Source organism: Glacieibacterium arshaanense (assembly GCF_004681125.1).
Taxonomy (GTDB): Bacteria; Pseudomonadota; Alphaproteobacteria; order Sphingomonadales; family Sphingomonadaceae; genus Polymorphobacter_A; species Polymorphobacter_A arshaanense.
This window is the reverse complement of record NZ_SIHO01000001.1, coordinates 812571-831436: the sequence shown is the minus strand read 5'-3', so window position 1 is coordinate 831436 and position 18866 is coordinate 812571. Positions and strand designations below refer to the sequence as shown.

17 protein-coding genes are annotated in these 18866 nt (G+C 63.3%); 4 read left to right on the top strand and 13 right to left on the bottom strand.

Features of this window, described 5'->3' with window-relative positions:
* Positions 1-602 precede the first annotated feature (602 nt).
* The 5 genes from EUV02_RS03790 to EUV02_RS03770 all read right to left on the bottom strand — a co-directional run bounded on the left by EUV02_RS03790 (position 603) and on the right by EUV02_RS03770 (position 5533).
* Positions 603-827, bottom strand: coding sequence for a helix-turn-helix domain-containing protein (locus EUV02_RS03790; RefSeq protein ID WP_135244867.1), 225 nt, complete (start codon positions 825-827; stop codon positions 603-605).
* Positions 828-1013: 186 nt separating this feature from the next.
* Entirely contained in the window at positions 1014-1568 is a 555-nt protein-coding gene (locus EUV02_RS03785) for a glycoside hydrolase family 108 protein (protein ID WP_135244866.1), read from the bottom strand.
* Between the two features lie 9 nt (positions 1569-1577).
* Positions 1578-1994: a hypothetical protein gene (locus EUV02_RS03780; protein ID WP_207790102.1), complete on the bottom strand. Its 417-nt coding sequence runs from the start codon at positions 1992-1994 to the stop codon at positions 1578-1580.
* 22 nt (positions 1995-2016) lie between these two features.
* Entirely contained in the window at positions 2017-2598 is a 582-nt protein-coding gene (locus EUV02_RS03775) for an ssDNA-binding protein (RefSeq protein WP_166430485.1), read from the bottom strand.
* Between the two features lie 280 nt (positions 2599-2878).
* Positions 2879-5533, bottom strand: a complete 2655-nt coding sequence (locus tag EUV02_RS03770; protein ID WP_135244864.1) for a DNA-directed RNA polymerase — start codon at positions 5531-5533, stop codon at positions 2879-2881.
* Positions 5534-6101: 568 nt separating this feature from the next.
* Here EUV02_RS03770 and EUV02_RS03765 point away from each other — a divergent pair.
* Positions 6102-6497, top strand: a complete 396-nt coding sequence (locus EUV02_RS03765) for a cupin (protein WP_424022169.1) — start codon at positions 6102-6104, stop codon at positions 6495-6497.
* A gap of 83 nt (positions 6498-6580) precedes the next feature.
* Here the strand turns inward: EUV02_RS03765 and EUV02_RS03760 are convergent, their stop codons facing one another.
* The 4 genes from EUV02_RS03760 to EUV02_RS03745 form a co-directional block, all read right to left on the bottom strand.
* Entirely contained in the window at positions 6581-6952 is a 372-nt protein-coding gene (locus EUV02_RS03760) for a YcgJ family protein (protein ID WP_207790101.1), read from the bottom strand.
* A gap of 116 nt (positions 6953-7068) precedes the next feature.
* Entirely contained in the window at positions 7069-7227 is a 159-nt protein-coding gene (locus EUV02_RS16090; protein ID WP_135244862.1) for a DUF2474 family protein, read from the bottom strand.
* Positions 7175-8188 (bottom strand): cytochrome d ubiquinol oxidase subunit II, encoded by a 1014-nt coding sequence (cydB, locus tag EUV02_RS03750; protein ID WP_135244861.1) that lies wholly within the window; start codon positions 8186-8188, stop codon positions 7175-7177. The genes EUV02_RS16090 and cydB overlap by 53 nt, the downstream gene beginning before the upstream one ends.
* Before the next feature lie 10 nt (positions 8189-8198).
* Entirely contained in the window at positions 8199-9599 is a 1401-nt protein-coding gene (locus EUV02_RS03745) for a cytochrome ubiquinol oxidase subunit I (protein WP_135244860.1), read from the bottom strand.
* 87 nt (positions 9600-9686) lie between these two features.
* On the opposite strand from EUV02_RS03745, the gene EUV02_RS03740 reads away from it, so the two are divergent.
* From EUV02_RS03740 to EUV02_RS03730, 3 genes are all read left to right on the top strand, one after another.
* The gene (locus EUV02_RS03740) at positions 9687-10058 is read left to right on the top strand and encodes a hypothetical protein (RefSeq protein WP_135244859.1); all 372 of its coding nucleotides are present in this window, start codon (positions 9687-9689) and stop codon (positions 10056-10058) included.
* Positions 10059-10110: 52 nt separating this feature from the next.
* A complete protein-coding gene (locus tag EUV02_RS03735; protein WP_135244858.1) occupies positions 10111-11067 on the top strand; it encodes a hypothetical protein in 957 nt (318 codons plus the stop codon).
* A gap of 85 nt (positions 11068-11152) precedes the next feature.
* A complete protein-coding gene (locus EUV02_RS03730; protein ID WP_135244857.1) occupies positions 11153-14602 on the top strand; it encodes an indolepyruvate ferredoxin oxidoreductase family protein in 3450 nt (1149 codons plus the stop codon).
* Positions 14603-14650: 48 nt separating this feature from the next.
* Here the strand turns inward: EUV02_RS03730 and EUV02_RS03725 are convergent, their stop codons facing one another.
* The 4 genes from EUV02_RS03725 to EUV02_RS03710 all read right to left on the bottom strand — a co-directional run bounded on the left by EUV02_RS03725 (position 14651) and on the right by EUV02_RS03710 (position 18765).
* The gene (locus tag EUV02_RS03725) at positions 14651-15061 is read right to left on the bottom strand and encodes an MAPEG family protein (protein WP_207790100.1); all 411 of its coding nucleotides are present in this window, start codon (positions 15059-15061) and stop codon (positions 14651-14653) included.
* Between the two features lie 64 nt (positions 15062-15125).
* Entirely contained in the window at positions 15126-16550 is a 1425-nt protein-coding gene (locus EUV02_RS03720; RefSeq protein WP_135244856.1) for an SPOR domain-containing protein, read from the bottom strand.
* Positions 16547-17764, bottom strand: coding sequence for a dihydroorotase (locus EUV02_RS03715; RefSeq protein ID WP_135244855.1), 1218 nt, complete (start codon positions 17762-17764; stop codon positions 16547-16549). Before EUV02_RS03715 ends, EUV02_RS03720 begins: the two co-directional genes overlap by 4 nt.
* Positions 17761-18765: an aspartate carbamoyltransferase catalytic subunit gene (locus EUV02_RS03710; RefSeq protein ID WP_135244854.1), complete on the bottom strand. Its 1005-nt coding sequence runs from the start codon at positions 18763-18765 to the stop codon at positions 17761-17763. Before EUV02_RS03710 ends, EUV02_RS03715 begins: the two co-directional genes overlap by 4 nt.
* Positions 18766-18866: the final 101 nt, after the last annotated feature.

Sequence of the window (18866 nt, the reverse complement as noted above, 5' to 3'; positions counted from 1 at the left end):
GGATGCGTATCGGGCCAGGTTGTTCCTGGAGCCGCATGACGGGCAGGCCTCGTGGCCGACGAAGGCACTTTCATCGCGCTCATAGGTCATGGGGTTATCCTCTGGGTTTCATGAATTTCTTGTGGGTCCACATGGCCGCGATGACGCCAAAGGCGCCTCCAGTGCAGTATGTGAACGTGTGGAGCATTGAGGCGCCCTGCCCGACCACTTGGGACAGGACGAAGACTTGCAGGGTACCGATCGCGAACGAGCCGGCAGCTGCAGCCACATATTGTCCGGAGTTGACGTTTCGAGACTGGAATGCCTGAACGAAAACCCATCCGAACGATGAGGCAAATAGGATCAAAAAGGGCATGGGCGTGCCTCCGGTTGTCAGCCGGTTTTTCGGACTGAATGTGATGAAAAGGGTCTGTCTGGACACCGTGTCCCAGAGGTACTTAAAGCCCTGATGGGCTTGAAGAATTACCGTCTGAAAGATTCAATTTGGACACGTGTCAGAAAATCGAAAAAATGCCCTGCAGGTAACTGTTGGTACGGGTGGTACTTCGGTAACGTGCAGGGCATTGAGTTGCGTTCATGGCAGAACGTCTTGGAGGAGAGGTTTAGACCAGGCTGTACTCATAGGAGCGGTAGAGCCGATTGGTCGTCGGGTGACGGTGAGACTTCACGAGGATGTTGTAACCGGCCTCACGGATTTCCGAGATGCGACGGGTGAACGATCCGCTGTTGATGTCGATATCCAGAAGGGCTTCGCGCGGTGTCGTGCGGCCTTTCGACTGGAGATAATCAAGGACCTCTGCGGCCCGCGGTGAAAGCTTGATGTTCATGTGTGTTCCTTTCGATACGTGATGTGTTGAATATCAGTGGTAAGAAGTTGATAGGTTGGCCTCAGCGTGCGTAACATCCCAGCGACCTGCAGGATGCGTACCATATCTGACCAAGTTAACCCGCCGCGAGACTCAACCGCGCAGCGCCTATTTACATCCCAGCGACCTGCAGGATGATTGTTATTGTCAGCTCGTAGCCACGCGGTTCTTAAGCCAGCCGTAGACGAACGTTTCCTGTTTGGGACTGTTGGTCGCGATCTCCAGGTACCTGGCGCCCTGCAGCACATTCAGTGCAGTCAGCAACACGGTGATACCGTCGGCGCCGCGCACCTTGATGTACTTCGTAAGGGCCGCAATGGTCTGAGGACCACAGACAGGGCCTTTCGGCGAGATGTCCGGATAGTCCTGACCGCCTCGGTTGAGTGCGTTGAGGGCCGTCTGCAGGAACCCTGCGGCCGTTGCGGGACCCATGTTCACGCCGGTATCGAACAGCTCGCCGGCAACCTCTGGGTTCACTGAGGCAACCTTATCGAACCCTGGGGCCGTGAAATAAACCTTGCGGTAAATCTCCTTGGCGACGGACACCGGCAGGTCCTTCATGGCGCCGGTGTAGCCATTGGCCCTAGCGACCGCGATGGTGATGCCATGGTTCGTTTCACCGCCCTTATCGGCCGGATTGTTCGAATAGCCACCTTCGACCTTCAGGAGGTCCAGAAGGCCGCTTTCAATTCCAAATGTCATGATGGTTCCTTAAGCCCGGGCAGCCTCGAGGGCATCGATGCGGGACTGTAAATATGGTTCGTCCACCCATTCCTGGGGGACCGATTTGTCAGCGAAAAGGAAACCTCGAGACGCGCACCATGAGGCGTACGTCGTCTTGGAACCTTTCGAGATTGGCGATTTGGACCGATCGAAAACGAAGCGAATATCCAGGTCTGGATGTTGCTTCTTGATGAGTTCGTGTTTGGTCCGGTCGGCAGTCATGAAGCGGCCTTTGGTCTCCACAAGGATACCGTTGGCCAACAGACGAAAATCGGGTGTGTATTTGTGGTGCGATGCAGGCTTCGAGTAGCGGACCTTCACGGCCTCATAGTCGTGTGGCACTCCACGTGACGTCAGGTCGCTTTGGACTTTATCCTCGAGGCCCGAGCGGTAGCCAGCAGCCACCGCCCGGTTCCTGATGCCCGATTTAGATATCGAGCTCGCCGCCATCGCCATCGTCTTCTGAGGTGTCGACAGAGCCGCTGACTGAGTTGACATCAAACCAAGCGTCATCGTCGCTCGTACCGATGTCGAAGCCGATGTCATCGTCGTCAGCCGAATAGCCGCCTTCAACCGCATCGAAATCTGCAGACGATTGGTCGTTGGGTTCGACGAGGTTGACGATCTGAACGCCAGTGAGGCGAGCGCTCATGCCCTTGCCGTCCTGGTAGGCCTCGAAGAAGCCCTGGACGCGGATGGTGCTGCCGGTGCCGATCTTGACCTTAGCAGGGTTAACCGGCTTGCCACGAGCGTCGACAATCGCCGGCGCAAACTTCGACTTGGCGTTGATCTGGACGTAGCCGGTGAGTTCGTCGTTGTCGTCCTTCAAGGCGGTCAGGGGCATGGTGTTCCCCTTCTTGGCGACGCCGAGTTCTTTGGCAGCTTCGAGGACCTGGGCCTTGAATGCGGCGACCTTGGGATCGGTCAGCGGGCCGCTGCACTTGCCCTTGAATTTGCCGTCGGCATACTGGCCGTCGGTGTCGGGGCTGTTATAGTTTGGATAGCTCACGGTGAGGACCGGAGTAGTGAATTTGATTTTAGCAGAAGCCATGCGAGTGCCTTTCAGGTGTGGAAGTTCTGAGATTGAGTTGAAAAAATAACCGATGATGCTGATGGTAATTCAGGAACTCGGTTGTCTATTCACATATGGGCAGTTTAGGATTTTGGGGATGTTCTTCACTTGCGGAATCGACAAAAAAGAAACCGCCCGGTCCCTAGGGAAGCCGAGCGGTTTGAAGGTGTCTTAGGGTCTTATTCTCATCGGCGGAATATCCACAGATGGGGAGGTTTTAGGCAAATGCGTACATGGCTCCCATGACTTCATTTAAATCCAAGGTGCCCAAAGGCTCGATGGCCGGAAGTTTCGCAATGCCCTCTTCCGAAAGTACCGAGCGGGCGTAGGCGTCAATGGCCTTCATGGGACAGTATGTCTCGTATTGCGCCACGAAGGCTTCCTTGATGGTCCAGGCGAACTTGCCGGTATTACCTGCATGTGTCGCGAAGGAGTCATGGATGAGACAGAAGGACTTGATGCCCTTCGCCATGGCCATCAAGACCGTACGGAGCATATGGGCCGCGTCGAGCGAATGGATAACGTTGGGCGCAATGGCCGAACGCGCCTTGGACTTATCAATCAACTTGGTCGCTGTGGTCTGGAGGACCGTGCGCACCTTGGTCAGAACGTTACCGTCCTGGTCAGCCTTATCGTCCGCATGGGTCACGACTGGCACCGCGCGGTCATAGAGCCACATGGCCACACGCTTCGATTCGTACTGCTGGTACAGCTGGACAACGGGAAGGCCCATCGGTGACGTCCAGACAACCGGAAGTGCTTCATGGGCCAGGATGGCAGCAACTGACTGGAACCATCTGGCAGCATACTCAGCCCGCGGTGCTGCAGTGGTGACAGCTTTGTAGATGTGTTTGGCGAGACATGCAGCGGCCGCAAAGCCCCCATCGTCCAGGCCGGTCTTCTCGTTGATGACACTGTATGGGTGTTTATCGATTTCCCCAAGGACGAGGCGCTTGGTCAGAGGGCGCATCAGGTCTTCCATATGCTGACCAGACATACCGAACTGGTTCGAGCCATAGAAGTAGGTCATGACGTTACGTTTCACGGTTGGACGCCCGAATCCCGCATCGATGCAGATTTTGGCCATTTGGTCGCCATCAGCAATCGACTTTTCAAACAGGTCCTGGGCGATCCCAACGACGAACGTGTGGATGTCCCCAACGTCATCACGTGGCACCAGGTTGACGTGGCGGGCTTCTTCCGGGCTCCGTGTGATTGCCGAATAGTGCTGCAGGCCCGAGCAGGAACCGTCGAGTGCGATCGGGATTGACGATTGGAAGTCCTCAGAGAAGCCCGTTTCAGCCCAAGCGGCATACTCAAAGCAAGCCTGCAGGAAACAAAAAGGCGCATCCGCGGCGGACCATTTGTCATAAGTACCGCGGGGGTCTGCAGCGATCTCCAGGAGCATTTCGCCGTTCTCGTACGTCCAGGCAATCCGCTTATCCAAGGTCGCTTTCGAAACCTTCCCGAAATCCCCGCAGTTCGCGATATGAATTGCCAGCCAGTCACCGCCGGTTTCCCCCAGGGCCACACCGTCTGCGAAACGGAACATACCCTTGATGTGGTCCCCACGCTGGTGATTGAAATGCGCCACTGGGTAGATACGACCACGCCAATCGAGACTGTGCGGCTGATAGAACGTGCCTGCCTCTGCGAGCATTTTGGCGATCTGAATGTCGCTGTTGAACACGCTCGAGGCGCTTGCGGCATCCTTGATTTCCAGACGGACCGCGCGGCGTGATGAACTCCAGACCGAACGGGCCGTCTTGTCCGCGGCGTCCCAAACGTCTGCAGACACCTTAGCGGGCATCACGGGCAGGTTTGTGAGCGGGAAGGATGACGAAGGGCGCAAACCGGCTTCCTTGGTCCATTCGACGATCTCGAGGACACGGGTATCGATAGACCAGGCGGTTTCTTGTGCGGCGTTCACCGCGGCCAAGAGGTCATTGAATGTGCCATCCTTGACTGCCTGGGCGATGAGTTTCTTCTGCTGTGAGGAGCGACCACGCACCAGTTTGACACGCTTTGCGAGGCGTTCATCGTAATAGGCGCCAGTGTTGTTAGACTCCCAGGGGCGCGGGATGGCGATCATCGGGGTCAACAGCGGGTGCATCCAGGCCTCAGCTTCTGCCAGTTCGACAAGGGCCGCGGCGCCAGCGTCTGTGAGAACGATGGTCGATTCCTTTTCGATCTTCGCTGAGGCATGCGTCGACGGCGTGTATCCGACCGAACGTTCGAACAGTGCCTCACAGGCAATCAGAACCGCATTGACGATAGGCTCGCCGGCACGAAGCTTTTCCTCTCCGCCCCAGTTGAGAGCCACACCGGCCTTTTCGGTCAGTGCATTGTGGCGCTTGGTGTTTGCGCTCTCGGTGCCTTTGGCTGCCAGTGAGGCGAAAAGCTTTGCGGCCTTGGGGTCATGCTCCTTCAAGGCCAACGCCTCGAGCTCCATCTGGACGTCAGTGCCGGTGGTGATCGTAACGTCGACCATATGACCACCACGACCAACCCCCAGGAAAACCGAGCGGAGACCGATCAGTGCCAGGAGGTCCGGGTCGAGAGCGTTCAGGAACTTCAGGGCGCGGTGCGTACGACCGGCCGATTTGCCAGCCTCTTCGCACCATTTGGTGATCTGGGAGGACACCAACGGAATGGCGGCCTTAATGACCTTCTGGGCATCATCACGGGCATCAACGCCTTCCGAACGGCCCTTGCGATCTTGACGATCCAGGTACCGTTCGGCCCCTGCGACCAGGTTGTATTCCTCAAGCGCCAGCTGCGCCTGGATGGATGCCTCAACGTCTGCAGAAACCGGCAAGGCCTTAAGGTCCTTGAAGTTTCCTTCTAGTGTGTTTTGGGTATCATGAAGCATCTGCAAGTTCCTTTTGGTTCTAGAGGGAAACTTTAAGGTTCCTCCCCATATGGGCAGTTTAGAAACATGGGGACGTTCCCCAATGTCATAATAATATGGCCAAAGGGTCCGTTTGGCAACATTCAAATTCGAAATTGATGGTAAACTTGAGTTAACCTTCAGGCACCTCGAGGTTGAGTGTCCTCAAGCCAATAAGCACCATAAGGGAAACCCCAGGCGTTGCGGCCCAGGGCTTCCTATCGTTCAACATTTAGACTGGACGGCGTATCAGGCCTACTAGGCCTATCGTTCGCTTAAAGGTGCCTCAGGGAAGCGTGGATGGTGATCTTGAAGGTATTACCCCAGACACCGAGCGCCCCCAGCCGGTAGCCTTATGGATTCTCATCGGTTCCCTCAGGACCTAAACCTGCCGCGTCTACCAGTTCCGCCACGCCCGCAGGGAAAGGAGGCGCTGTATAGCAAAGCGGGGCCTGCGCGCAAGGCAGGCGCGACGATGTGCCATTTGGCGCTGGCGTCGCGCCGCGATATGGTCGTTCATCGCACCGCTTAGTGTCGGGAGTTGATGCCCATGCCCAGCATTTTCGAACAGCCGTTGCACCTCGGACTCGGCGCCACCGCCGTCGCCGAGCCGGTGTTTACCGGCGGCATGGACTGGTATGCGGCCTATGGCGCGCGCCACGATGCCGCAGACGGCGCCGAGGGCCGGCTGGTGACGATGTTCAGCTTCACCGAAGACTGGACGAGCTGGGAGATGCACCCGGCGGGCAGCGAGGTCGTCATCTGCATGACCGGTACGATGACGCTGCATCAGGAATTCCCCGACGGCAGCACGCGGCAAGTGACGCTGGGCCCGGGTGAGTATGCGATCAACGACCCCGGCGTATGGCACACAGCCGATGTGCCTGCCGCCGCGACCGCGCTGTTCATCACCGCCGGGCTCGGCACGCAAGCCCGCGACCGCTGACACGGCGCAGCGTCAGCCATCCCCGATCCGGAACAGTTGACGCCGCGCCGCGCTGCGGCGTGCGCCGCAGATGTGTCGGGGCATTAGCCCCAGATGCGCTGCGTGATGGCTTCGCTGATGGTGTTGCCGTTCTTTTGCGTGAAGCACGCGTTGACCGCGGTGCGGCACTGGACGCCGTTCGACAGCACGAAGGTGCTGCCATCGAAATCACCGCCTTCGGTCATCTTGGTGAACGCCGAAACCGCCTTGGGGCCGAGGTATTTTTCGGTCCATGACATCGAAATGCCGGTGCCATCGGCGCAATAGGCGGTGCCATAGGTATCGCAGATCACGCCGCGCGCCGGCGAGAAGACATGCTTGCTGTATTGAACCTTGCCTTCCTTGGCATCGGCGGCGGCGGCGACAAGGCCCATCGCCAGCACGGCCGAGACCGCGAGAATGTTGCTGGCTTTCATGGTGTTCACTCCCTCTATTGCGCCGGCTTTTCTGAGAGTTTCATGCCGGCACCAACAAGAATGTGAACGGGCACATTAGGCTTCAATAAGTAGAAATACGTGTCCCGGCGCAGCCGTCAGAGCAGCACCGCGCGAATAACCCAGGCGACTGCGCCGACGCTCAGCACACCGCCGAGCCACAGCGCGATAAACCACGCCATCCGGCGCCAAAGCGGACCGGTTTCAGTTGTGATAACCGCCTCCCCGCACCTTGCCGCGGAACACCCAATACGCATAGCCGGTATAGGCGAGGATGATCGGCAGCATGATACCGATGCCGACGAGCATGAAGACCTGGCTGCGGCGTTCGGTGGCGGCCTGCCAGATCGTCACCGAATCGGGGATAATGTACGGCCACATGCTGATGCCGAGCCCGACGAAGGTCAGCGCGAACAGCCCGAGCGCCAGCACGAACGGCGCAGTGTCGTGTCCGCCCCATTTGCGCGCCCGCCCGAGCGCGCGCCACAGCAGCACTGTCAGCACCGCCACCAGCACCGGCACCGGCGCGACGTAGAAGATGCCCGGCGCCTGCAGCCAGCGTTCGAAATAGGCATATTGCAGGAACGGCGTCGCGGCGCTGACGGCGACGATGGCGCCGACCGTCACCAGCGCCAGTGGTCGTGCCAGCGCGAGTGCGCGGTCGCGCAGGTCGCCTTCGGTCTTGGTGACCAGCCAGCAGGCGCCGAGCAGGGCATAGCCCGCCGCGACCGACACGCCGGTGAGCAGGCTGAACGGGCTGAGCCAGTCCCACCAGCCGCCGGCATAGGCGCGGCCCGCGACGGGGATACCCTGCAGCAACGCGCCGAGCGCTATGCCTTGTGCCAGCGCCGCAACCAGCGAGCCACCGGCAAAGGCGAAGTCCCAGAAGCGTTCATGGCGTGGATCGCGCCAGCGGAATTCGAACGACACGCCGCGCAGCACCAGCCCGAGCAGCATCGCGATGATCGGGGCATAAAGCGCCGGCATGATGATGGCGTAGGCGAGCGGGAACGCTGCAAACAGCCCGCCGCCGCCGAGTACCAGCCAGGTCTCGTTGCCGTCCCACACCGGCGCGACGCTGTTCATCGCGGTGTCACGTTGCGGCCCGTGCTGTAGTGCCGGAAACAGGATGCCGACGCCAAGGTCGAAGCCGTCGAGCACGACATAGAGGAAGACCGCAGTGGCGATCAGGAACGCCCAGATGACGGTGATGTCCATCGCTGCCCTCCTAGACTTCGATCGGCGTGATGCCGGCGGCGCGCAGCGGCACGTCGTGGCTCAGCCCCGATTCTGACGGGTGCGGCGGCCGCGCCATCAGCTTGAGGATGTAGAAGATCCCGGCACCGAACATCGCGAAATAGACCATGACGAACGCCAGCAGCGACGCCGCCACCGCCGGCGCATCAAGCGGTGAATGGCTGGCACCGGTGCGCAGCAAGCCATAGACCGTCCACGGCTGGCGCCCGACCTCGGTGGTGATCCAGCCTGCGGTGACCGCGACAAAGCCCATCGGCGACATCAGCAGCGCAAAGCGGTGCAGCCACGGCGCGTCGTAAAATCGGCCCTTGAACCGCGCCCAAAGGCTCCAGGCGCCGAGCAAAACCATGCCGAAGCCGATCGCCACCATGATGCGGAAGCTCCAGAACAGGATGGCGACCCGCGGCCATTGATCGCGCGGAAATGCGTCCAGCCCGGCGAGTGGCGCATTCGGATCATGCTTCAGGATAATCGAGCCGAGCTTGGGAATCTCGACGACGTCGTGCATTTCGCCCTTGGCCTGGTCGGGCACGCCGAACAGTAGCAGCGGCGCGCCCTGCGGCCAGCTACGAAAATGCCCCTCCATCGCCGCGATCTTGGCGGGCTGGTGCTGCAGCGTGTTGAGGCCGTGCGCGTCGCCGGCGATAATCTGCAACGGCGCCACTACCACCATCATCCACATCGCCATCGAAAACATGACGCGGGCACCGGCGTTGGCCCCGTTAGCATTGGCTTTTTCGTGGAGCAGATGCCACGCCCCCACCCCACCGACGACCAGCGCCGTCGTCAGATAGGCGGCAAGCACGGTGTGGACGAGCCGGTACGGCATGCTTGGGTTGAAGATGATCGCCAGCCAGTCATCGGGGGTGAACTGCCCCACGGCATTGATGCCGAAGCCCTGCGGCGTCTGCATCCAGCTGTTGACCGAAATGATCCAGAATGCCGAAATCGCCGTGCCGACGGCGACCATAAGCGTCGCCAGGAAATGTAACCGCTTGCCGACGCGCTCCATGCCGAACAGCATGACACCGAGAAAGCCGGCCTCCAGAAAAAAGGCGGTCAGCACTTCATACGCCATCAGTGGCCCGATCACCGGCCCGGCCTTGTCCGAAAACACCGACCAGTTGGTGCCGAACTGATACGCCATGACGATGCCCGACACGACGCCCATGCCGAACACCAGCGCGAAGATTTTCAGCCAGTATTTGAACACGTCGAGATAGACGCTGCGCCCCGTCCACAGCCAGCGCGCTTCGAGCACCGCAAGGTAGCTCGCCAGCCCGATGCTGAACGACGGAAAGATGAAGTGAAAGGTCACGGTGAAGGCGAACTGCGCCCGCGCAAGATCCACGGCGGCGAACTGGTCGAACATACGAGTTTTCCTCGAGTCGCGATGCGTCTCAATAGGCCTGCACAACGGCACTGGCCATGCGCGCGATGTCGCGCTAGTTGCCGCAGCGTGACATCGCGTCCTGCCTCCCGCCCGCTGCTGTTGTGGCTTGCCGCCGCAGCGCTGTTGTTGCGGCTGCTGGTGCCGGCAGGCTTCATGCCCGGTGCCGGCGGCACGCTGGTGCTGTGCACCGGCAACGGCGTGGTCACGGTCGCCGCCGACGCCACCGGCCATCCGGTCAAGGCGCCGCTGGCAACCGATAGCGGCAGCAGTTGCGCGTTTGCCGGACTCGGTGTCGCCGGGCCGCTGCCTGAACTGCCAGCGCTGCCATTGCCGCTGCTCACCGCGATTGCGGTACTGTTGCTGGCGACCGGCCTGCGTCTCGGCGTCGGGCTCGGGCAGCCGCCACGACCCTCGACCGGGCCACCGCTGAAAATCTGACGCTCGTGGCGCGTGCACGCGCGCCGGCCAACAGATTTTCAGGAGATATACCATGACGTTCTCAACCGGCGGCCGCGTTGCGGCTGCCCTGCTTGCGCTTGGCGCAGGCCCGGCGCTGGCGTGTTCAAGTTGCGGCTGCACGCTGACTTCCGACTGGATCGACCAGGGTCTCGTCGGCCAGCCCGGCTTTCGTGTCGATCTGCGCTACGACTATGTGCCGCAGACGGTGCTGCGCACTGGAAGCACCGATATCGATCGCGGCGCGATTGCGCTGCCGACCGACCGCGAAGTCGAAATTTCGACCTACAACAATTACGCAACGCTCGGGCTCGACTATGCGCCGAACACTGACTGGGGCTTCAACGCACAGATCCCGCTGTTGCGCCGGCCGCACACCACGATTGCCGAGGGCGAAGTCGGCAGCTCGTCGTCGATGACACAGGGGCTGGGCGATGTCCGGCTGTCGGCGCGCTGGCAGGGCTTCGGCGGCACCGGCATCACCGGGGTTATCGCCGGGCTCAAGCTGCCGACCGGGGCGACAGGCGACACCTTCGACAGCGGCAGCGAGGCAGGCGCCCCGCTCGACCGCGGGCTGCAGGCGGGCAGCGGCACCACCGACGCACTGTTCGGCTTCTATCACTTCGGCAATCTGTCGGGACGCTGGGACTGGTTCGCGCAGGCCAGCGGCCAGGTGGCGCTGACCAGCACCCGCGACTACCGCCCAGGCAATGCCGCAACGGTTTCGGCCGGGCTGCACTTTACCGGCTGGCAGGGCATCACCCCGCAGATCCAGTTCAACCTGCGCACCGCCGCCAAGGACAGCGGCGCCGAGGCCGACCGCGACAACAGCGGCGGCACGTCGCTGTATTTCGCGCCAGGTGCTGCGGTGAAGCTGGGGTCACGCGCCATCGGCTATCTGTTCATGCAGCTGCCGCTCGCCCAGCAAGTCAACGGCTGGCAGCTGGTGCCGAACTACACGCTGTCGGCGGGCATCCAGTTCCGCCTGTAGCGGCAAGGTACGAAGCGGCGTAAGGTGACCATTGCAAGTTCGCTTAAAGGTCAGTATAGCTGTCCTATATTTAGGGGAATTTCGAATGGTCACCGGCCTGCCTGCTTCGGTCAAACCCGTATCGCTCGACGACAAGTACACCCACACCGAGGGGCGCATTTTCCTGTCGGGCGTGCAGGCGCTGGTGCGGTTGCCGCTGGTGCAGCGGGCGCGCGACAAGGCGGCGGGGCTCAATACCGGCGGCTTTATCTCGGGCTATCGCGGCTCGCCGCTCGGCACCTATGACCAGGAACTGTGGCGCGCCAAGAAGCTGCTGGCGGCCGAAAACATCATCTTCCAGCCCGGCGTCAATGAAGAACTCGGCGCCACCGCTGTCTGGGGCACGCAGCATGTCGGCATGCGCCCCGGCGCCACCGTCGATGGCGTGTTCGGCATCTGGTATGGCAAGGGCCCGGGGCTCGACCGCGCAATGGACGTGCTCAAGCACGCCAACGCCGCCGGCACCTCCCCGCACGGCGGCGTGCTGGCGATTGTCGGCGACGACCATGGCGCCAAGTCCTCCACCCTGCCCCACCAGTCCGACCATAATTTCCAGGCGGCGTTCGTACCGTTCCTCGCGCCGGCCTCGGTGCATGAATTCGTCGAATACGGCCTGCTCGGCCTCGCGATGAGCCGCTTTGCCGGCACCTGGGTCGGCTTCAAGGCCACCGCCGACACCGTCGAAACATCGGCCACCGTCGATCTGGCGAACGAGTGGAAGCCGATCATCCTGCCGCCGTTCGACTTCCCCGAAGGCGGCATCCACATCCGCGGCGGCGACATCTGGCGCGAGGAAGACACCCGCCTGCAACGCTACAAGGGCTTTGCCGCGCTCGCCTTCGCCAAGGCCAACAAGATCGACCGCGTCATCTGGGACACGCCCAAGCCGCGTTTCGGCATCGTCACCACCGGCAAGGCCTATGCCGACACGATGGAAGCGCTCGACGAGCTCGGCATCGACGCCAGCGTCGCGGCGCAGATCGGCCTGCGCGTCTACAAGGTCGGGATGCCCTGGCCGCTCGAGCCCGATGGCATCCGGGCGTTTGCCGAAGGCCTCGAAGAAGTCCTCGTCATCGAGGAAAAGCGCGAGTTCATCGAGCACCAGTTGCGCTGGCAGCTCTACAACTGGCGCGAGGCCGTGCGCCCGCGCGTCGTCGGCAAGCATGACGAGAATGGCGAGTGGCTGCTGTCGCCCGACAACGAACTGTCGCCCGGCGTCATCGCGCACATCGTCGCGGCGCGTATCCAGAAATATTACGACACCGACGCGATCCGCGCGAAGCTGGCGTTCTTTACCGACCAGGACGGCAAGGCCGCCGCGTATGATGTGCCGATCAAGCGCCCGCCGTATTTCTGCTCGGGCTGCCCGCACAACACCTCGACCAAGCCGCCCGAAGGCTCGCGCGCGTTGGCGGGCATCGGCTGCCACATCATGGCGCTGTGGATGGACCGCGCCGAAACCTTCACGCAGATGGGTGGCGAAGGCGTGACCTGGGTTGGCGAAGCGCCGTTCACCACCGAAAACCATGTCTTCGCCAACCTTGGCGACGGCACCTATTTCCACTCGGGCCTGCTCGCGGTGCGCCAGTCGATCGCCGCGAAGACCAACATCACCTATAAAATCCTCTACAATGACGCGGTCGCCATGACCGGCGGCCAGACGCATGACGGCGAACTGACCGTGCCGATGATCGCCGCGCAGATGGTCGCCGAACACGCCAAGAAGGTCGTCGTGCTGACCGAAGACCTGTCGCGCTATGACGGCGTCAAGCTGCCCGACGGCGTGCCGCTGTACGACCGTTCGGCGCTGCCCGCGGTGCAGGACGAAATGCGCAACACGCCGGGCTGCACGGTCATCATTTTCGATCAGACCTGCGCCGCCGAAAAGCGCCGCCGCCGGAAGCGCAAGCTGATGGCCGACCCCGACCAGCGCATCTTCATCAACAGCGCCGTCTGCGAAGGCTGCGGCGATTGCTCGGTGCAATCGAACTGCGTCAGCATCGAGCCGGTCGAGACCGAATTCGGTCGCAAGCGCAAGATCAACCAGTCGAGCTGCAACAAGGATTACAGCTGTCTCAAGGGCTTCTGCCCGAGCTTTGTCACGGTTTCGGGTGCCGAGGTCCGCAAGGCCAAGGCGGTCGACACCGTCGACCTCAGCGCCGTGCCCGACCCGGTGATCGCCTCGCCCAGCGACGGCTACAACATCATGGTCACCGGCATCGGCGGCACCGGCGTGCTGACCGTGTCGGCGCTGCTCGGCACCGCAGGCTACCTCGAAGGCAAGGCCGCGACGACCGCCGACATGGCCGGCCTCGCGCAGAAGGGCGGCGCGGTTTACAGCCATGTGCGCCTGGCCGAGCATGACGAAGACTTGCTGTCCCCGCGCATCATCGCCGGCGGCGCCGACCTGGTGCTGGCGTGCGACGCCGTGGTTGCCGCCGACCGTGCCTGCCAAACGCTGATGTTACCCAACCGCACAGCGGTGGTGGCGAACGGCGAGATTGCGCCGACTGCCGATTTCGCGCGCAACCGCGACTTGGATTTCCGCTCGAAGGCCGTCGAAAAGGCCATCCGCAACGCGTCGAACCCCAATGCCACCAGCTTCATCGCCGCCGATACCATCGCGACAATGCTGCTGGGTGATGCCATTGGCGCCAATATCCTGCTGATGGGCTTTGCCTGGCAGCAGGGGTTGATCCCATTGAAGCGCGAAAGCATCGAAGCGGCGATCGACCTCAACGGCGTGGCGATTCCGTTCAACAAGCGCGCCTTTGCGCTGGGTCGCCTGCTCGCGCACAGCCCGTCGAAGGTGCTTGAAATGGTTGACGCCGCGCGTGGGCCGGCGCTGCCGCCGCCGGCGACCAGCCTCGACGACATCATCGCGCGTCGCATCGCCGACCTGACCGCGTATCAGGACGCCAACTACGCCGCGCGCTTCAACACATTGGTGGCGCGCGTGCGGGCGAGCGGCAATGACGTGCTCGCCGAAACCGTGGCGCGGTCGATGTACAAGCTGATGGCGTACAAGGACGAATATGAAGTCGGCCGCCTGTACAGCGACGGCCGCTTCCGCGCCGCGTTCGACGCGCAGTTCAGCGGCGGCGCGGCCAAGGTGCAGCTGTCGCCACCGATCTTCGCCAAGCTCGACCCCGCCACCGGTCGCCCGAAGAAATACAGCTTCGGGCCGTGGATCTTCACCGCATTCGGGCTGCTCGCCAAGCTGAAGGGCCTGCGCGGTACGGCGTTCGACATCTTCGGCTACAGCGACGAGCGCCGCGGGGAACGCGCCGCGATTAGCGACTACGAAGCCGATATCGAAAAGCTTCTGACCGGGCTCAACGCCGACAACGCCGCGCTGGCCAATGAAATCGCCGCATTGCCGCTCGGCGTGCGCGGCTTCGGGCCGGTCAAGGCCAAGGCCGCCGAAGAAGCCAAGGCCAAGGCGGCCGAACTCTGGGCGCGCTGGCCCGGCGTCGCAAAGCGCGCGGCCGCGTAAGGAATGGATGGCCGGGCGGCGCGATGCCGCCCGAATGTCGCTTCAGCGTTAAATCATCAGCCCGCGCACGGCGCCCCAGATCGTCGCGACCAGCAGCACGATCGTCGGCAGCATCGTGAGCGTGAAGCCCAGGCTGCGCTTGGCGGGATCGGCATAATAGGCGCGCGCGTAGATGATGCGGCCGGCCGACCAGACCAGCCCGACAAGCGCCGCCCACAGGTCGCCGAGCGCGCCGAGCGAAAGCCACAGCAGCGGCAGAAAGATGACGATCTGTTCGAGCGTGTTGATCTGCACGCGGCTGCGCTTTTCGAATTCGATATGGCCGGTCATCGCCGGCGCCGTGACGCCGTAGGTGCTGCGCGCCCTCCCGGCGACCATGCCGAGCGCGAAATAGACGAGGATCGCGAAGACCGTTGCCAGCGTCGTCAGCGGATTGAGCATTGCAGCCGAAATAATCATGTAATTGCCTCCCCAGGGTTGAAGACGGCGACTGTAGCACAGCGCCCTGCCCCGGCAAGCCGCGCTAGGGTGCGACGGTAAAGCAGGCGCGCCCGGCGTCGGACAATTGCTTGCAGGCCTTTTGCGCTTCCGCCTTGCTGGCGAACGGCCCAAGCTGGAGCTTCACGATATTGTCGCCGGCGTCGTAGATCGGCTTGCCGCCGGCCGGCAGGTCGCTGACCGCCTTGCGCGTTGCCGCCCATGCCGCCTCGGCCTTGGCGCTGGTGCTGAACGCGCCGAGCTGGACGCGCCAGCCCTTGGGCACCGGCTTGGCGGCGGGCTTGGGTGTTTCGGGCTTGGGTGCATCGGCCTTGGCAGGTGCTGCCTTCGGGGTTTCGGCCTTAACGACGGGCTTATCAGGTTTTGGCGGCGCAAGCTTCTCCGGCACCGGCGGCGGGGCAACCGGCTTGGCGGCAGGCGTGGGAACCGGCTCGACAACGGGCGTGGACGCCGGAATGTCGACCTTTGCGACGGGCGGCGGCAGCGGGCGCGGTTTCGGCGGGATGACGGCAGCGGGCGGCGGCACAACGACCGGCGCGGGCGCCACGACAGATGCTTGCGGCTTGGGCTGCGGCACGACCGGAGTGGCCTGCGGCACCGGTTTGGCTTGCGGCACCACAACGGGTGGCGCGACGGGCGCGGGCTGCGGTTTGACGACGGGCGCAGGCGCAACGACGGGCTGCGTCACCGGCGGCTGCACCACGACCTGCGGCTTGGGCTGCACCGGCGGCGGTGCGACCTGCGGCAGCGGCGCTACCGGCTGATTGGCTGCAGTCGTGGCCGAAACCGGTGGCGGCGGCACGCGCGCCGGAATCGGGTTGATGATCGTCTGCGGCGCGCTGCTGGCGAACGCTGCCGGCACGCCGGTGCCCGCCGCCAGCGACGCGGCAATCGCCTCGCCGCTACTGCGGTCGGTGTAGTTCAGCGTCGGCTCGATGGCGGCCAGTGTCGTCTTGGCCTGCGCCAGTCCGCTCGCCGAAGCGCGCAGCAGATAGGCATAGCCCAAGGGCTTGCTGCGCCGGATGCCGTCGCCGTTGAAGGTCGCGACGCCGAGCACATATTGCGCGCGCGGTTCGCCGCGGTCGGCGGCCATCTTGAGCCAGCGCAACGCCTCGGCCTTTTCACCCGCCTGAAACATCATGATGCCGAGATTTGCCTGCCCCGGCACGCTGCCCTTGGCCGCCGCCGCTGCATAATAGTCGCGCGCCCGCGCCAGATCCTGCGGCACACCGCGTCCAAGCTTGTACGCCTGCCCCAGGTTGAACAACGCATCGGTATCACCGGCCTGCGCGAACGGCGTCCAGATCGCCACGGCGGCATCATAGTCGCCGACGCGCCACTTCTCGACGCCGAGCTTGATCGACGGCGGCGGCTCGGGCGGCGGCGGTGGTGGCTTTTTGGCCGCCAGCAGCAGCGGCACCATCAACCAGAGCAGGCGGCGACTGCTCACGCGCGCCGCCAGACGGTTTCGCCACCCTTCATCGTCAGCGCCACGCGCCCCTGCGTCGGCATGCCGTCGAACGGCGTGTTGCCGGCCGATGCCAGCGTCGCATCGGCATCGATGCGCCACGGCGCGCCCGCATCGAACAGCATCAAATCGGCGGGCTGGCCCGGCGCGATATGCCCCGCCGGCAGCCCGAAGATGCGCGCCGGATTGGCGGTCATTGTTGCCAGCAGCGCGTCTTGCGTCATCCGGCCGTCGCGCACCAACGTCAGCGCCAGAGCCAGTAGCGTCTCGGCGCCGATCATCCCCGGCTCGGCATCCGCGAACGGCAGGCGCTTGTCTTCCTGGCTGCGCGGGTCGTGCCCCGATGCGATGCAATCGATGGTGCCGTCGGCCAGCCCCGCCAGAACCGCCTGCCGGTCGTCCTCGCTGCGCAGCGGCGGCGACAGTCGCGCAAAGCTGCGGTAGCCCGAAACCGACTGCTCGCTCATCAGGAAATGCCCCGGCGTAACGCCGCAAGTGACGGCCACGCCGCGCGCCTTCGCGGCACGCACCAGCGCAATGCTTTCGGCGGTGGTGACTTGCCGGAAATGCAGCCGCGCCCCCGTCGCTTCGGCAATGCGCAGGTCGCGCGCCACTGCCAGCGCCTCGGCAAACGCCGGTGCCGCGGGCAGCCCGAGCCGCGTCGCGACTTCGCCGTCGGTGGCGACCGCGTCGCCGGTCAGCGTCGCATCCTCGGCATGGCTCACCACGACAAGATCGAACCCCGCCGCATATTGCATCAGCCGGTACATGACGCCGCTGTCGGCGATCCCGGCGCGGCCGGTGGCGACGCCAACGGCGCCGGCAGCTTGGCACAATCCGATTTCGGCAAGCTCGGCGCCCAGCAGCCCGCGCGTCGCGGCCGCCAGCGGATGCACCCAGATGTGTGGCTTGGTGGCGCCCCAGGCAAAGCCGATCATCGCCGGATTGTCGAGCGGCGGATTCTGGTCAGGCATCAACATGACGCGGGTGATGCCGCCGGCGTGGCAGGCGCGCCAGTCGGCCTTGAACACCCCGGCATCGATCAGCCCGGGCGCGATTGTCAGCCCCTCGGCATCGATGATCTGGCAGTCCGACGGCAGTTCGACGGCACCCACCGCGACAATCTCGCGGTCGGCGACCAGCACGCTGCCGAGTTGCGTGTTGATGAACGCGGTGACGGGGTGGCCGTTACTCATGCCCAGCCCTCGACCTTACGCGTGCGGCGCGTCAGCACGTCGAGGCACGCCATGCGCACCGCAACGCCCATTTCAACTTGTTCGGTGACGCCCGAGCGCGTGATGTCATCGGCGACCGCGCTGTCGATTTCGACGCCGCGGTTCATCGGCCCGGGGTGCATAACCAGCACGTCGGACTTCGCCGCCGCCAGTCGCGCCGGGGTCAGTCCGAAAAAGTGGAAATATTCACGGCTCGACGGCACGAACGCGCTCGACATGCGCTCGCGCTGCAGCCGCAGCATCATCACGACATCGGCGCCCTCGAGCCCCGCATCCATGTTGGTAAAGACTTCGACTCCCAACCGTTCGACATCGGCGGGCAGCAGCGTCCGCGGCGCCACCGCACGCACTTTGGCGCCCAGCGTGCCGAGCAACGCGAAGTTCGAGCGCGCCACGCGGCTGTGCAAAATATCGCCGCAGATCGCCACGGTCTTGCCGGCAATGCTGCCGAGCCGCCGGCGGATCGTCAGCGCATCGAGCAGTGCCTGCGTCGGGTGTTCATGGCGACCGTCGCCGGCGTTCAACACCGGACAATCGACCTTTTCCGAAATCAGCTGCACCGCGCCCGAAAGCCCGTGGCGGATGACGATGACATCAGGGTGCATCGCGTTCAACGTCAGCGCAGTATCGAGCAGTGTCTCGCCCTTCTTCACCGACGACGTGCTGACGCCCATATTGACGACATCGGCGCCGAGCCGCTTGCCGGCAATTTCAAAGCTCAGCAGCGTCCGCGTGCTGTTTTCGAAAAACGCGTTGATCTGCGTTAGCCCGCGCAACGCGCCGTCGCCGTGCAGCAGCACGCGCTTGGCCGGGTCGCGGTTGATGTCGATCCAGCGCTCGGCCTCATCAAGCAGCCAGCTCGCTTGAGCCCCGGTCAAGTCGGCAACCCCGAGCAGATGGCGATGCGGAAATAGCTGTTCCCCAGGCGAAAGCGATGCGGCTGCGCGGGGTGTCAACGTCATGAATGCAGCGTGTAACGCCATCGCCGCCAAAACGGAAGCCGGCAAGGTGCAGATTTTAGCAGCTTCAAGGGCCTCCGGCGGGCAGGCGTGACGCCTGCACC

Coding starts and splice junctions, on each gene's coding strand:
- EUV02_RS16090 (WP_135244862.1), bottom strand. CDS start 7,227: ATGCGTATTGGGTGTTCCGCGGCAAGGTGCGGGGAGGCGGTTATCACA.
- cydB (WP_135244861.1), bottom strand. CDS start 8,188: ATGGACATCACCGTCATCTGGGCGTTCCTGATCGCCACTGCGGTCTTC.
- EUV02_RS03765 (WP_424022169.1), top strand. CDS start 6,102: ATGCCCAGCATTTTCGAACAGCCGTTGCACCTCGGACTCGGCGCCACC.
- EUV02_RS03735 (WP_135244858.1), top strand. CDS start 10,111: ATGACGTTCTCAACCGGCGGCCGCGTTGCGGCTGCCCTGCTTGCGCTT.
- EUV02_RS03770 (WP_135244864.1), bottom strand. CDS start 5,533: ATGCTTCATGATACCCAAAACACACTAGAAGGAAACTTCAAGGACCTT.
- EUV02_RS03725 (WP_207790100.1), bottom strand. CDS start 15,061: ATGATTATTTCGGCTGCAATGCTCAATCCGCTGACGACGCTGGCAACG.
- EUV02_RS03730 (WP_135244857.1), top strand. CDS start 11,153: ATGGTCACCGGCCTGCCTGCTTCGGTCAAACCCGTATCGCTCGACGAC.
- EUV02_RS03710 (WP_135244854.1), bottom strand. CDS start 18,765: ATGACGTTGACACCCCGCGCAGCCGCATCGCTTTCGCCTGGGGAACAG.
- EUV02_RS03715 (WP_135244855.1), bottom strand. CDS start 17,764: ATGAGTAACGGCCACCCCGTCACCGCGTTCATCAACACGCAACTCGGC.
- EUV02_RS03785 (WP_135244866.1), bottom strand. CDS start 1,568: ATGACATTTGGAATTGAAAGCGGCCTTCTGGACCTCCTGAAGGTCGAA.
- EUV02_RS03790 (WP_135244867.1), bottom strand. CDS start 827: ATGAACATCAAGCTTTCACCGCGGGCCGCAGAGGTCCTTGATTATCTC.
- EUV02_RS03760 (WP_207790101.1), bottom strand. CDS start 6,952: ATGAAAGCCAGCAACATTCTCGCGGTCTCGGCCGTGCTGGCGATGGGC.
- EUV02_RS03745 (WP_135244860.1), bottom strand. CDS start 9,599: ATGTTCGACCAGTTCGCCGCCGTGGATCTTGCGCGGGCGCAGTTCGCC.